13 protein-coding genes and 1 riboswitch are annotated in these 13,936 nt (G+C 50.5%); of the genes, 3 read left to right on the top strand and 10 right to left on the bottom strand.

Annotation, left to right across the window (positions count from 1 at the left end):
* Positions 1 to 102: 102 nt before the first annotated feature.
* Positions 103 to 567 carry a transcriptional regulator AsnC gene (gene asnC / locus CAG65_RS06055; protein WP_021707300.1) on the top strand — a complete coding sequence of 155 codons (465 nt, stop codon included), beginning with the start codon at positions 103 to 105 and terminating at the stop codon, positions 565 to 567.
* Positions 568 to 614: 47 nt separating this feature from the next.
* Here the strand turns inward: asnC and tsrA are convergent, their stop codons facing one another.
* Together tsrA and CAG65_RS06065 are read right to left on the bottom strand one after the other, a co-directional pair.
* Complete coding sequence (gene tsrA / locus CAG65_RS06060; protein WP_021707301.1) at positions 615 to 896, bottom strand: H-NS-like global regulator TsrA; 282 nt, start codon at positions 894 to 896, stop codon at positions 615 to 617.
* Positions 897 to 1,004: 108 nt separating this feature from the next.
* Positions 1,005 to 2,219: a multidrug effflux MFS transporter gene (locus CAG65_RS06065; protein ID WP_237668152.1), complete on the bottom strand. Its 1,215-nt coding sequence runs from the start codon at positions 2,217 to 2,219 to the stop codon at positions 1,005 to 1,007.
* Positions 2,220 to 2,304: 85 nt separating this feature from the next.
* On the opposite strand from CAG65_RS06065, the gene CAG65_RS06070 reads away from it, so the two are divergent.
* Both CAG65_RS06070 and CAG65_RS06075 read left to right on the top strand, forming a co-directional pair.
* Complete coding sequence (locus CAG65_RS06070; protein ID WP_161452845.1) at positions 2,305 to 3,246, top strand: LysR family transcriptional regulator; 942 nt, start codon at positions 2,305 to 2,307, stop codon at positions 3,244 to 3,246.
* 108 nt (positions 3,247 to 3,354) lie between these two features.
* Positions 3,355 to 5,145 (top strand): aminopeptidase P family protein, encoded by a 1,791-nt coding sequence (locus CAG65_RS06075; protein WP_161452847.1) that lies wholly within the window; start codon positions 3,355 to 3,357, stop codon positions 5,143 to 5,145.
* Between the two features lie 66 nt (positions 5,146 to 5,211).
* Here CAG65_RS06075 and thiH read toward each other — a convergent pair whose 3' ends face one another.
* From thiH to CAG65_RS06115, 8 genes are all read right to left on the bottom strand, one after another.
* Positions 5,212 to 6,324, bottom strand: coding sequence for a 2-iminoacetate synthase ThiH (thiH, locus tag CAG65_RS06080; RefSeq protein WP_161452849.1), 1,113 nt, complete (start codon positions 6,322 to 6,324; stop codon positions 5,212 to 5,214).
* Positions 6,325 to 6,342: 18 nt separating this feature from the next.
* Positions 6,343 to 7,110, bottom strand: coding sequence for a thiazole synthase (locus tag CAG65_RS06085; RefSeq protein ID WP_161452851.1), 768 nt, complete (start codon positions 7,108 to 7,110; stop codon positions 6,343 to 6,345).
* Between the two features lie 5 nt (positions 7,111 to 7,115).
* On the bottom strand, positions 7,116 to 7,370 hold the full coding sequence (gene thiS, locus CAG65_RS06090) for a sulfur carrier protein ThiS (protein ID WP_161452861.1): 255 nt from the start codon (positions 7,368 to 7,370) through the stop codon (positions 7,116 to 7,118).
* Positions 7,371 to 7,444: 74 nt separating this feature from the next.
* Positions 7,445 to 8,218: a HesA/MoeB/ThiF family protein gene (locus CAG65_RS06095; RefSeq protein WP_161452853.1), complete on the bottom strand. Its 774-nt coding sequence runs from the start codon at positions 8,216 to 8,218 to the stop codon at positions 7,445 to 7,447.
* Positions 8,205 to 9,620 (bottom strand): thiamine phosphate synthase, encoded by a 1,416-nt coding sequence (locus CAG65_RS06100; protein ID WP_161452855.1) that lies wholly within the window; start codon positions 9,618 to 9,620, stop codon positions 8,205 to 8,207. Before CAG65_RS06100 ends, CAG65_RS06095 begins: the two co-directional genes overlap by 14 nt.
* Entirely contained in the window at positions 9,617 to 11,560 is a 1,944-nt protein-coding gene (gene thiC / locus CAG65_RS06105) for a phosphomethylpyrimidine synthase ThiC (RefSeq protein WP_161452857.1), read from the bottom strand. The genes CAG65_RS06100 and thiC overlap by 4 nt, the downstream gene beginning before the upstream one ends.
* 164 nt (positions 11,561 to 11,724) lie before the next feature.
* Positions 11,725 to 11,823, bottom strand: a riboswitch (TPP riboswitch).
* Between the two features lie 52 nt (positions 11,824 to 11,875).
* Positions 11,876 to 12,259, bottom strand: coding sequence for a fluoride efflux transporter CrcB (crcB, locus tag CAG65_RS06110; RefSeq protein ID WP_021707311.1), 384 nt, complete (start codon positions 12,257 to 12,259; stop codon positions 11,876 to 11,878).
* A 123-nt stretch (positions 12,260 to 12,382) separates the two neighbouring features.
* Positions 12,383 to 13,765, bottom strand: a complete 1,383-nt coding sequence (locus CAG65_RS06115) for a multicopper oxidase family protein (RefSeq protein WP_161452859.1) — start codon at positions 13,763 to 13,765, stop codon at positions 12,383 to 12,385.
* Between the last annotated feature and the right edge of the window lie 171 nt (positions 13,766 to 13,936).

The following is a 13,936-nucleotide window of genomic DNA, read 5'->3' on the forward strand; positions in this document are numbered from 1 at the left end:
CTCTCTCTTCATTCGTCAGTGATAAGACAGTATCATAACTGATGATAATTTATACTTTTATCACGTGCCGTAGCGCGCTGAATTTTTTAAACAGGATGCATAATGCAGAGCCATGAAGCCAAACTCGATGATCTCGACCGGGCCATTTTAAAAACCTTGATGGAAGACGCCCGTACGCCTTACGCGGAAATGGCCAAGCAATTTCAGGTCAGTCCGGCCACCATTCATGTGCGGATCGAGAAAATGAAATCGGCACAAATCATCCAGGGCACGGAAGTGATCGTCGATACCAAAAAGCTCGGTTACGACGTGTGCTGCTTCATCGGCATCAACCTGAACGCGGCCCGTGACTACCATTCCGCGCTGGAAAAGCTCAATGCGCTCGACGAAGTGGTGGAAGCCTATTACACCACCGGGGCGTACAACATTTTCGTCAAGCTGATGTGCAAATCAATTGAAGAGCTGCAATACGTGCTGATCGATAAGCTGCAGGCCATTGATGAAGTGCAGTCGACCGAAACCCTGATCTCACTGCAAAATCCGATCAATCGCAACGTCAACCCCTGAAACGACAAAGGCCCCGATACGTATCGGGGCCTTTGTATTGTGAAGCATTAGCGGCTGAGGTAAGCTTTCAGCTCTTCGGCAGTGATGCCTTGTTCTTTTAGTTGCTGAGCCAGCATATCCACTTCTTCGCCTTTGCGTGCATCGATAACTTGCTGGAACTGATAGACGATATCACGCAGCATATGTAACGGCACTTGCTTGGCAGCGCTGCGAATACGCTCACTGCTCTGGTTACCCAACTCATTGAGTAATTTGCCAAACATGATCTTCTCTGGAGACTCTTCCAGCTGCTCCAGCACTTTGGCCATTTCATACGTTGTCATTGACATAGTTATTGAGGTTCCAATCTAAATAGGTTTGCAACACAAAAAGAAGAACAAATATACACGCCTTTTGGTTGTTATCAAACATCTATTCACTTCATTTGTATCAGGCGCTTACGCCGCCGCATAATGCCAGCGCCGGCCTGCTTTCGACAGCAGAATGATCACGGCAGGCGCGACCAGCCACATCTGCAAAGCAATCATATGTTGCGGGTCCAGATTCAGACGCTGCATCGTCCCCACCACCAGGCCGGAACCGCTCATCTGAAACAGCCCCAACAACGCCGCAGCCGTACCGGCTTTATCCCCAAACGGTGCCAGCGCTTTCCCGGCAGCCGCGCCGAGAATCCAGGCAAACCCGACAGAAGAGAGGAAGATCGGCAACATGAACGCCAGTGCGGTTGCCGTTCCGGCCATTGCCAACATTACGCCGCCAGCGACCAGCAAGGTCACGATGCCAACCAACAACGTTGTGTGGGTCCCGAAGCGTTCCATGAATTTTGGAGCCGTCATACAAGCAACAATGTTGATCGCCGCATTGACCCCAAACCAGAACGTAAATTGGTTCATACTTAACCCCAGCCCTTCCATCAGCACCACCGGGGCGGATGTCACGTACGCCAGAATAACCGCCATTGCCAACATGCACAAAGAGGCATGAAACAGGAAAGACGGCGTTTTCACTACCGACCAGTAACGCTCCAGCTTAAACACTGCTTGCTTCTCGCTGCTGGGGTTGGTTTCTTTCATGTTGATCAGCAACCACGTTCCTACAGTCAGAGCATACAGTGCCATAAAGCTGAAGTTGGCTCGCCAGCCAAACTGCTGCGTTAGCCAACTGCCCAAGATGGGCGCCAATGCCGGAATGAAGCAGATGGCGCCGTTCAGGTAGCTGATCATTCGCCCGCTTTTCTCTGGACCAAAGATATCGCGAACTGTTGCAAAGGCTGCTACCGATGTCGCACACGCACCTAAGCCTTGTAGCAGTCTGGCCATCAACATCCACTCAATGCTCTGAGCCCCCCACGCCAATAAGGCGCTCAGGGCGTAGATGCTGATTCCACCCAATGCAACAGTTCGACGTCCGAGTTTGTCCGCCAGTGGACCGGCAAACAATTGACCGACGCCCATGGCAAACAGAAACCAGGTGATCGTATCTTGTGCTAACGCGTGTTCCACGTGAAACGCCTGCGAAATCTGCGGCAATGCCGGCAGGTAGATGTCGATCGCCAACGGACTGAACAACACCAATAAGGTCAGCAGTGCCAACTGCACTTTACTGATAGGAACCGGGCCGGATTGAGACACAAGATACTCCAACAAATTCATCAAAACGGCGGCCATCTTACCCAGATTCAGATATGAGTAAAAATGGCTTATACTCATTACCAATATTCCAAATCAGAAAAACACCATGAACATCGAAAAACTGGCGCGCATCGACCTCAATCTGCTGGTGTGTCTCAATGTACTGATCGAAGAACTGAGCGTAACTCGCACCGCGCAGCGCTTGTGCCTCAGCCAATCAGCGGTCAGCAAAGCCTTGGCCAAATTGCGTGAGCAGTTTGATGATCCTTTGTTCATTCGCACCTCTCATGGCTTAAAAGCGACCCCCAAGTCACTCTATCTGAAACCGAAACTGGAAATGTTGGTCAATCAGCTCGAAATGATCACCCAACCACCTGAGTTCTCCCCGAGTGAAAGCGAATACCGCTTCCATATTGCAGCGGTTGAAAGTGTTTATCCGTTGATCCTGCCGCATTTCCTGCCGGCGATTTTTCAACATGGTCCCAACCTCAACATCTCCATGCATGTGTGGAATGAAAACACGTTTAAACGCCTGCAGATGGGCGAACTGGATCTTGGCATCACGGGCAAAGACATCGACGTCAACGACGCGAAACTGACCATGTACCCTCCCGACGACATCTGCGAGCAGGAGATCTATCGTGACGTACAAATGTGCGTCATGCGCAAAGATCATCCGGCCCTCAAACAACCCTGGAACCTACACACCTATCTGGCCATGCGTCACGTTCAGGTCCGCTGCGACGGGTACGACCGCTGGTTGCTGGACTACCGCCTGTCGGACATGGGCTGTGAACGCGACATCGCCATTGTAGTGCCTGACTTCAACAGCGCCGCCAGCTTATGTACCTACACTGACTTCGTCTTCACGGCCCCGAGCCACTTTACCCTGTTGGTCGCCAAACAGATGGATTTGGTGGTCCTGCCGCTGCCAATGGAGTTTCCTCCGATGGCTTACACTCTTTTCTGGCACAGAGACAGAGAAAGTGACCCCGCTTTGCGCTGGCTGCGGGATATTATTAAAGAGAAAACTCTGCACCTCAGATAATTGTCGGCCAGCATTTGCAGCTCCGACGTAAAAGGAGTAGCTTAGTCGACCAGGTCTCAGACCATACAGTTCTGCCCAAAAGGACGTTTAGCAAAAGGATATTTTCAGATGCAAAATCACATTTCCGAACGCGTCGATGCGCTACGCAACTGGCTGGAGCAACACAGCTACGATGCGCTCATTATTCCGCATGAAGACGAATATTTAGGTGAATACGTACCAGCCCATAACGAGCGTCTACTCTGGGCCACCGGCTTCACCGGCTCAGCCGGCGCCGCGGTGATCACCCGCGGTAACGCGGCGATTTTTGTTGATGGACGCTATACGGTACAGGTACGCAAACAGGTCCCTGCCGACGTATTTGAATATCGTCACTTGATTGAAGAACCGTTTCTGGGCTGGCTGACAACTCAGCTCGCCAGTCGCGCCAAAGTCGCTTACGATCCGAGAATGCACCGCGCCAGTTGGCTGTCTGCGGCACAAACGGCCCTGGACGGTGAACTGCATCTGAGTCCGGTCAGCGATAACCCAATTGACCAGCTGTGGCAAGATCGCCCGCAACCGCAGGAATCAGAGGTTCGCCTGATGGACCTGACACTGGTTGGGCAATCCAGCACCGACAAGCGCGCAGAGATCGCGGCGTTAATTGCAGCTAAAAAAGCCGATGCAGCACTGCTGACAGAACTGGATTCCATCTGCTGGCTACTCAATATTCGCGGCCTAGACGTATCACGCCTCCCCGTGGTGTTGTGTCATGCGATTGTCCATCGTGACGCCAGCGTCGATTTTTTCTTTAAGTCTGAGCGTTTGCCACTTGGCTTTGAACCGCATGTCGGCCAAGGTGTACGTGTCCATGAGCCAGACGCCCTGCAAGCCCAGTTGGCTAAGCTTGAAGGCCGCAAAGTGATGGTCGACCCAGCCACCAGTAACGCCTGGTTTACCCTGACATTGCAAAGTACCGGCGCGCAACTGATCAACGCGGCCGATCCCTGCCTGCTGCCCAAAGCCGCCAAAAACGCCACAGAAATCGCTGGCATGAAAGCCTGTCATATCCGTGACGGCGCTGCCATGACCCAATTCCTCTGCTGGCTGGATAAGGAAGTCGCGGCTGGACGCCTGCACGACGAAGCTGTGCTGGCCGACCAGCTCCAGCGCTGCCGAGAACAAGATCCAACCCTGGCTGACCTCAGCTTTGATACCATTTCTGCGGCCGGTGAAAATGCGGCCATGTGTCACTACAATCACGAAAATCAGCCGCAACCGGGTCAGTTGACGATGAACACCCTCTACCTGGTGGATTCGGGTGGCCAGTACCAAGACGGCACGACCGACATCACTCGTACTGTCGCCATCGGGCAGCCGAGTCAGGAAATGAAAGATCAGTTCACTTTGGTCCTCAAAGGCCATATTGCACTGGCAACCGCACGTTTCCCGAGAGGTACCTGTGGACACCAACTGGATGCCTTGGCGCGGCAATATCTGTGGGCCAACGGTTACGATTACGATCATGGGACTGGCCATGGTGTTGGTCACTTCCTCAGCGTACACGAAGGGCCGCAGCGTATCGCCAAAGCGGTTAACCCGACTGCCCTGCTACCAGGTATGGTTCTGTCCAACGAACCGGGTTATTACCGTGCCGATGCGTTTGGTATCCGGATTGAAAACCTGGAACTGGTGGTGGAAGTTGCGACTCAAGGCGACCATCATATGCTTGGCTTTGAATCGCTGACACGCTGTCCGATCGACCAACGCAACATCAACGTGAATCTGCTGACGCGGCCGGAGCTGAAATGGCTCAATGACTATCATCAGAAAGTGTGGCAAGACGTCAGCCCTCTGGTGGATGGTGAAGTGAAACAGTGGTTAGAACAAGCAACCCAGCCGCTCGATTACGCTTAATATCAGGGCGGTGAAAGCAATAAAAAGGCGACCATAAGGTCGCCTTTTTTGTTTCACGTGAAACACCTAACCGGAATAAGCACTGTGCCAGTCTTTCCAAATTGGGTCGAACCCCTTGTCACGAATCATGCGTTCAACGTGTGCCGCGCTCCGCTCGTCGCTGATCTCAAACTGCTCCAGTTCTGTGTCTTCCAGAGCATACCCTCCCGGCTGGGTTTTCGATGCAGCAGACATGCTGGTGATCCCAAGCGGTAATACATTGTCACGAAATTGTGGAGATTCGCGGGTGGAGAGGGACAGCTCCACTTCCGGATTAAATAAGCGATACGCACAGATCAATTGCACCAACTGTTTGTCCGTCATTACCGATTTGGGCTGCAGCGCGCCTGCGCAAGGCCGCAATCGTGGAAATGAAATCGAATAACGTGTTTGCCAGTATCTACGCTCCAGATAGTCGAGATGCGCCGCCACATAGAAACAATCCGTGCGCCACTCTTCTAACCCGATTAAGGCGCCAATACCAATCTTATCGATTCCCGCTTTTGCTAAGCGATCTGGTGTATCCAGTCGGTATACAAAATCCATTTTATTGCCACGCAAATGATGCTCGGCGTACGTCGAAGGATGATAAGTCTCTTGATACACCATCACCGCATCCAAACCCAACGCCTTAAGCTCGGCGTAATCGTCTTGGTCAAGCGGCTGCACTTCCATCGCCAGATAGTTAAAGCGCTGTTTAATCATCGGCACCATTTCGCGGAAGTATTTCATCCCGACTTTGGTTTCGTGTTCACCGGTAACCAGCAATACGCTATCAAACTTCATGCGCTTGATGGCCGCCACTTCCGCTGACACTTCCTCCCTATTCAACGTACGACGCTTGATACGATTCTCCATGGAGAAGCCGCAATACGTACAAGCGTTGGCACACAAGTTAGACAAGTACAATGGAATATAAAGCGACATGGTATTACCAAAACGTTTACGAGTCGCCGAGTATGACAACTGCGCCATCTGCTCCAGATAAGGCTCTGCAGCAGGTGAAATTAGCGCTTTAAAATCTTCCAGATCACGCTTGGGTTTACTTAATGCCCGCTCGACATCTTGCGCTGTCTTGGCGTAAATCGACAACGAAATGTCATCCCAATTGAGCTGTTTAAATTGTTCTACGAAGCTCATGTTTTCCTCGCTTAGAACTTAAAACTCATCCAGAAATGAAGTCAGTGGACTCGACGCAACCGCATGAGACACTTTACCCGCAAGACCGGCTTCATAAGCCATACGCCCTGACTTAACCGCCAACTTAAAAGCGTTCGCCATCGCAATAGGATCGCTCGATGCCGCAATCGCCGTGTTGACCAGAACTGCATCGGCCCCCATCTCCATGGCACGAGCCGCATGTGAAGGTGCTCCGATACCTGCATCTACCACGACCGGGACATTGGCTTGATCGATGATGATTTCCAGAAAATCGTGAGAAACAATGCCTTTGTTCGAACCAATCGGCGCCCCCAATGGCATCACTGCAGCACAGCCTACGTCCTCCAGTCGCTTGCACAGCACAGGGTCAGCATGACAGTAAGGAAGCACAATGAATCCTTCTCGGACCAACTGCTCAGCAGCCGCTAGTGTCTCAATGGGATCCGGCATCAAGTACTTAGGGTCTGGGTGAATTTCCAGTTTCAGCCAGTTGGTCCCCAGCGCTTCACGCGCCAGTTGCGCGGCAAACACAGCGTCTCTGGCATTTTTAGCACCGGAGGTATTGGGCAGTAAGTTCACCCCCGCTTGAACCAACGGCAGCAAAATATCATCTTGCTGGTCGTTCACGTCAACACGCTTTAACGCCATGGTCGCAAGTTGAGAGCCCGATGCGTGAATCGCTTGCGCCATTAGTCGGCTGTTGGCAAATTTACCTGTTCCGGTGAACAGTCGTGATTCGAATTGTTTATCGCCAATGTTAAGCATCGACTTTACCCCCCTGCGATTGCTTGAAACAAAGAGATGCGATCTCCCTGTGAAAGAACGGTGCTGGCCCACTCGCTGCGCGGCACAATGTTGTTGTTAATGGCAACAACACACCCCATTTCCGGCAGCTCAAACAGGCTAATGATTTGCTGTAGATTTAACTCGCTGGCCACTTGATGAGCCTGGTCATTAATGACAATGGTGATCACATCTAAGTGCGCAGCTAGCGATTGTGTTATTTGTTGTTCTGATGATGTCATTGCTTCCAACTCTCTTGATTCCTGCCATTGCTTATATCGGTGATGGGGAAATTTAGCGCGACAAAGTTCGCCCGCTAAACTTGAGCGCAAACTTGGCATTGTTTGTCTTTGCTGATCCCCATGGTTTGCCATTGCATCTTTAATCCATCAAACAGATGCAACGTGGCGGCTTCGACATGAAACGTCCCAGTTGCCAGTTTCTGGATCGCCGCCAGGGCCTGGTAGTTGCCAAGCGTGCCCACCACCGGACCGACAACGCCACTCTGACTACATTTTTGGTGTTGTTGCAGTTCATCAAACGGATACAAACAGCGGTAACAAGCTTTGCTCTCCACCCCATCCTGACTTGGTGTTTGATAGTCAAAGACGGCAAATTGCCCTTGCCAGCCAATAGCGGCTGCTGAGATAAGTGGTGTGTTTTGTTCAAAGCAAACTTGGTTAATCAGCTGACGAGTGGGCATGTTGTCAGTGCAGTCCAACACCACATCCGCCAGCATGACTTCAAGCTGCAGTTGCGCTTTGTCTAAACGCTTATTGAGAGCACGAACCTGAACCATCGAATTGAGTTCAGTGAGCTGTCTTACAGTGGCTTGCGTTTTGGTGACTTTGAGATCTCTTTCGCGATAAATCACCTGACGCTGCAGGTTACTGCTCTCAACCTCATCATCATCAACCACGACTAGCTTACCGACGCCCGCCGACGCCAAGTACAAACTCGCCGCACTCCCTAAGCCGCCACAGCCGATAATCAGCACGTGCGATTCGCTCAGTCGCACTTGCCCACTTTCTGCGATTTCAGGCAGCGCGACTTGGCGTTGATAACGAAGGAACTGCTTATCCGTGAGCATGTTTATCCCTTACGCCATCTGTAGATGTGTTTTTCAGGCCGGCAAACGTAAGTTGTCTTTCCTTCATCAGATCAGTGAAAAACGCAATGACAGACTTAGGTGAGTCTGCCAATGTTATGGCTCGAACAACCGCTAAACTTGAGACGCCCGTCTGCCAGACTTGCTCAGCGTTGGACGGGGCAATGCCACCAATCGCGACAGTTGGATAACCGAACATGCCAGCACTTACCCCCTGCTCTGCTTGGGCACCAACATCAGACTGTGTTGCGCCATAAGGGATGCTATCGATCAGCTTTTGATATAACGCCAAACGCACCAACCCCTGCGGCTTAGATGGCATCTGTTTGGTGGTGGTTGGGAAGATATGTCCTAACGCGATGTAGCTAGGATGAATTTGTACGATACGAAGCAGTTCGTAATAGCCATGAGTGGAGAGACCAAGACGAATACCGGCTTTGGTGAGTTGGGCCAAATTCGACTCTTCAATATCTTCCTGACCGAGATGCACACCGTAAGCACCATGCTTAATCGCAAGCTGCCAATAGTCATTAATAAACACTTGGGCCTGGTATTGACGACCTAACTCAATTGCTCGAATGATCTGCTGTTCTAAATCAGCCTGTTGCGGATTCTTGATACGCAGTTGGATAGTATGGATGCCCAATGGCAGCAAACGCTCGATCCAAGTGACATCATCCACCACTGGGTAGAGCCCTAAACTCTGCTTCGCTAAGGTTGAAAAGCGGACGCGCTCGCCTTGCGCTGACCATCCGACTCGGATGCCTAAGCGCTGATCGTCAAGGACTGGGGTGGGAAAATCATCGAACTGGCACGCCCACTGATTGACTCGCTCCACATTGTGGTTTTGATCCAAGCGTGTTTCACGTGAAACATTCGTCTGTTGTGTCGTAATTCCTCGGGCGAGTGTCAGCGCATCTTCGATGGGAAAATCGAGCACAGTCAATGCCACCACCCATGCTAGGTGATGCTCAGGTACAAACACAGTGTTGAGTTTGACCTTAACGGAAAGCGCTCTCACTTCATGGTCGATTGGATGACGCCAGATATCAAGTTGAGATACCTCGCCCTGTGGATTGACAGCCTGGTCGTCAAAAATGCCAATCAAAACCGATGTCGAAGACTGTTCTAGGCACGCTTCTACTGATAAACCAGAGCGATAACAAAGCGCCAAAGAGCGCTCTGGATCGGCGTTATGGGCATCAATCAGATCCGTAGTAACGTACGTAATGTGTTGGTCACGAACAAGCTGAATAGATTGAGTTGGGCTAACACCCAACTCAATGTCTTCGATGCTAAAACCCTGCTCTTTCGCCAACAACAAACATTGTTGAACTAAGCCAGTTAGTTCAATCAAGGATGACGGAACTAGGATTTTACTCATGAGTCGCTGACCTCCACATGCACTGCTGGGTGGTACAGCTCAGAGCCTGACTCTCTGAACTCTTGTGATTTCTGGCGCATCCCTTCTAGCGGGTCATCAAGCATTTTGATCGAGATAGCCTGGTCCGCAGCCACTTGTTCGGTGTCTTTCGCATACTCCCGCACCTCTTGCGAAATCTTCATTGAACAGAACTTAGGCCCACACATGGAACAGAAATGCGCTACCTTACCTGATTCCTGAGGCAGGGTTTCATCATGGAAAGCGCGAGCGGTATCAGGGTCAAGTGACAGGTTAAACTGGTCTTCCCAGCGAAATTCGAAGCGCGCTTTGGAAAGCGCATTATCGCGAACCTGAGCCCCAGGATGTCCCTTAGCTAAGTCCGCCGCATGCGCCGCCAGTTTGTAGGTGATCAAACCGGTCTTAACGTTTTCTTTATTCGGCAGTCCGAGGTGTTCTTTAGGAGTAACGTAGCAAAGCATCGCACAGCCATACCAGCCGATCATCGCCGCGCCAATACCGGAGGTGATATGGTCATAGCCCGGAGCCACGTCCGTGGTCAGTGGACCAAGGGTGTAAAACGGCGCCTCATGACAATGCTCGAGTTGCTCCTCCATATTGGCTTTAATCATGTGCATAGGTACGTGTCCAGGCCCCTCGATGATGACCTGTACATCATAGTCCCAAGCAATCTTGGTCAGTTCACCCAGGGTGCGCAGCTCAGCAAATTGCGCTTCATCGTTAGCATCAGCCACCGAACCAGGGCGCAGACCATCACCGAGAGAAAGTGCCACATCATACTTGGCACAGATCTCACAGATCTCTCGGAAGTGGGTATATAAGAAGCTTTCTTGGTGATGGGCTAAACACCATTTCGCGATAATTGAACCACCACGAGAAACGATGCCAGTAACGCGTTTTGCAGTCATTGGCACATAGCGAAGTAGTAAACCGGCATGGATAGTGAAATAGTCAACGCCCTGCTCTGCTTGCTCAATCAGAGTATCGCGCATCACTTCCCAGTTAAGGTTTTCCGCAACACCATTCACTTTCTCAAGCGCTTGATACATTGGTACGGTACCGATCGGCACTGGACTGTTACGTAGAATCCACTCGCGAGTTTCGTGAATATTACGCCCCGTCGATAAGTCCATCACCGTATCACCACCCCAGCGAGCGGCCCACACTAACTTCTCTACTTCTTCCTCAATCGAAGAAGTCACCGATGAATTACCAATGTTGGCATTCACTTTAACTAAGAAGTTGCGGCCAATGATCATTGGTTCGGATTCTGGGTGGTTGATATTAGAAGGGATAATCGCGCGACCTTCGGCGACCTCTTTACGCACAAACTCGGCGGTAATGTCTTTTGGAAGATTCGCTCCGAAGCTTTGACCCGGATGCTGTTGATTCAGCACTTCATCACGGTATTGAGCGCGTCCCATATTTTCACGTAGCGCGATGAATTCCATTTCTGGGGTGATAATACCTTTGCGAGCATAGTGTAACTGAGTCACGCACTGCCCATCTTTGGCACGTCGAATACGTGGTAGATTACCGTATCGAAGATCGTCTAGTGTTTCGTCTTCTAAGCGTTCTTTGGTGTACACCGAGCTTACTTCATCAAGTAACTCTGTGTCACCGCGCTCTTCAATCCAGCTTTCTCTTAGCTTTGGTAAGCCACTATAAAGGTCAATATCGTAGTTCGGATCAGTATAAACACCTGACGTATCGTAGACTCGGACGGCTTCATTCGGCTCGAAAATAGGCGCCTCTTTTGTGCCACCAATCAGACTATCTGCTAGCGCTATTTCACGCATAGGTACACGAACATCTGGACGTGAACCTTCTACATATACTTTTGTGGAATTTGGGTACGGCTGTACCGAGAGTGTTTCAATGAACTGTTTGGCTTCCAGTCTCGCTTGTTTGCGACTCGACATAGCATTTTTCCTTGCTTTGTTATACTAGATAAAAAGTAATTGGATAAAAATGCTTGGCGGATAGATGCGACAAGAGGAGTCAAATTAAGGCTAAATAAAGCTTAAGTCATTTGCCTATAACAACATTCGACTATTTGATAGGTCAACCAGAAAGAACTCCGGTATAAATATCTTCTCTTGTTCCCTTCGCAGATTCTAATCTGATCAGGTTCAACGGATCCCGAATTAACGGTCTCAGCCTTATGGCACTCCGACAAGTGATATCAGTATATAAAAACGGTTTGGTTAAACCAAGCCGACCTGTACAAATTTTATCTAACTTTTGATCAACAACTGAAAACCCACCCAGGCGGCGGAAACACTCAATACCACGTTCAACAAGATATTGAGGCCCATCTTGAAAAAAGCACCTTGTTGCAACATCAACACGTTGTCCATTGAAAAGGTCGAAAACGTCGTCAATGCTCCAAGGAAGCCCAGACCGATGATTTGGCGCCATGGTTCGGTGGCGAGCATTTCATTTTCAAACAGTGCGATCAATGCGCCCATGATGAATGACCCCACAACGTTGACCGTCAACGTCCCGTAGGGAAAGCCCCGCCCAAACAACACCACGCACAATTCAGAGATCAGATAACGCGAACACGCACCAAATGCGCCGCCGACAGCGATAAAGCCGAGAATGGATAACTGCCCCATAGTAACCCCTTAATTTTTGATGCGAACATTGTAATCTTATTCGCTGAAAAATCGAGCGATCCAAGGGTTAAATCCGCAGTAATAAGATTGTGTTTCTGAAATAGATTTTAAAAGTTACAGGCGTCACTTTACCTCAATAAAACCCATGAGGCCGGTTTTCATGTGTTCAATCACATGACAGTGGTACATCCAGCGCCCAGGGTTGTCCGCCACGAATGCCGCCTTAGCGCTGCCATTTTTGCCCAGTAACACCGTATCGGTATGAAACGGTTCTGCAAGCTTGTTTCCATTCAGTTCCAATACGGTAAAAGTATGTCCGTGTAAATGGATTGGGTGGTGGTACTGGGTGACGTTCTTAAGGTCAAAAATGTACGTTTTCCCACGTTCTAAATACGCCAGCGGTTCGGGAATGGATGTCGCACTCATACCCTCCCAGGCGCGCTTATTAACTAACCAGAAGGTCGGCATCGCATGCCCGGATGGATCGGCTGGGGTAATAGCGCCTTCCCACTCAAATACAAAGTCGATTTCCTGTGCATTGGCCAGATCAACTGACGGTACTGGGTTGAGTGGCAGAGTAGGCAAAGACTGACCAGATGGTAGTTCTGATGACATAACCTTAAACTCGCACAGAGGAAATGGGAATTTGCCTTTCATTTGACGCACATAAACCCGCTCTCCTGCCTTGGGCGCCACCAAGCCAATATCAACCCTCATACCTGGGCCAATTTTATGCTGAGTGAGCTTCACTGGCGTCTTTACCGGATTACCATCAATGGCGATGACCCAGGCCTCGGCTCCTTCGACGGCAACCGGATACGTTATTGTATTGTCGACGTTCGCAATTCGCAGACGTACAGTGGCATGCGCTTTCAGTGAATAGACCGGCTCATGGACTCCATTGACGGTCCCCCACTCACCTGGTGTGCCCATGCGTGCGCTATAGCGTGGGATCATCAAATCTTTCCACTGACCCTGCGGATCCAAATGCCAGTGTTTCAACATTAAAGCGTGCTCTTCGTCGAAATGAACCGGGTCTGCCTCTTCAACAATGATCAGCCCCACCAATCCCATACCGAGCTGCTTGACACTATTCATATGTGGGTGATACCAAAATGTGCCTGCGTCTGGTGGCGTAAATTCGTATATAAACGTCTCACCAGGCATGATAGGCGGCTGGCTGAGGAACGGTACACCATCCATAGCAATTGGGATACGCAGCCCGTGCCAATGGATGGTAGTTGGCTCATCCAGTTTATTGGTAAAACGAATGGTGACCTTTTCTCCTTGCCGGCAGCGAATTGTCGGCGCTGGGATCCTACCGTTGAACGCTAACACCGAAGTCGTGAAACCAGGCACTAACTCGGCGCTCGCAGGCTGTGCAGTCAAGTCGTAAATATACCGGCCGTCACGACCGCGAGATTGCACCAAAGAGCACGCAGGCATCACGCACATAGCTGATAAGGCGAACGACGTTTTGACGAATTGACGACGGCTGATATCCATTTGTTTTCTTTTCCCAATAAGAGTGTTGAGGAGAAGCCCAAGTGTAACTAATTATTACTCGCAATGCTCTGCGTATTGTTCGCACCAACAGAAAACAAAAAGGCCTCAGTCTTTCGACTGAGGCCTTGAATATGGCAGGGGTGGAGAGATTCGAACTCCCAACACGCGGAT

It is taken from the genome of Vibrio sp. V39_P1S14PM300, assembly GCF_009904765.1.
GTDB classification, from domain to species: domain Bacteria; phylum Pseudomonadota; class Gammaproteobacteria; order Enterobacterales; family Vibrionaceae; genus Vibrio; species Vibrio proteolyticus.